Annotated in this window: 1 protein-coding gene; it reads left to right on the forward strand. The window is 69.4% G+C overall.

The window, feature by feature from the left end; all coding sequences use genetic code 11:
- Positions 1-265: 265 nt before the first annotated feature.
- Positions 266-775: 50S ribosomal protein L25/general stress protein Ctc (locus Ato02nite_RS46015; RefSeq protein WP_213013059.1), on the forward strand; the 510-nt coding region annotated here is incomplete at its 3' end.

Here is a 775-nt window from a genome sequence, read left to right on the forward strand (position 1 = left end):
CAAAACCGGCTCACTCCTCGCTCTCACTGCGTGCCCCGATTTCGGCGTGCGCGTGGACGGCAGGTAAGCTAGGGCGGTTGCCACGGCGAGGGTGCCCCGCGGTCTGCTGAGGTTCGCAGCCGCTCGGAGGCACCGTGATCGACGCGGTGCTCCGGGCCTGTGCCCAGCGCGCCCCCTTGCCCGGCAGCGCCGCACGCCGCACTGCCGGACGTAACGCCCGCCGACTTACGACGCAGCCCGATCGAAGAGTTTCAGGAGTTTCCCCGTGTCCGAGGTAAAGATCAGCGCAGAGCCCCGCACCGAGTTCGGCAAGGGTGGTGCCCGCCGCACGCGCCGGGCCGGTTTGGTGCCCGCCGTGCTTTACGGTCACGGCGAGGCGCCTCAGCACATCGCCCTGCCCGCCCGGGAGTTCGCGGCCGCCATCCGGCACGGCGGACTCAACCAGGTCTTCACGATCGACATCAATGGCGCGTCGGGCACCACGCTCGCGCTCCCCAAGGCCATCCAGCGTGATCCGATCAAGGACACCTACGAGCACGTCGACCTGATCATCGTCAAGCGTGGCGAGAAGGTCCAGGTCGACGTCCCGGTGACGCTGGTCGGCGAGGCCGCCCGCAACACCCTGGTGGTCAGCGAGTCGACCACGCTCGCCATCGTGGCCGAGGCCATGCACCTGCCGAACGGTTTCGACGTCTCGATCGAGGGCCTCGAGGCGGGTTCGCAGATCACCGCCGGCGACGTGACCCTGCCGCAGGGCAGCGAGCTGGCCGTCGAG

It is taken from the genome of Paractinoplanes toevensis (assembly GCF_018332695.1).
In the GTDB taxonomy this organism is placed as follows: Bacteria; Actinomycetota; Actinomycetes; order Mycobacteriales; family Micromonosporaceae; genus Actinoplanes; species Actinoplanes toevensis.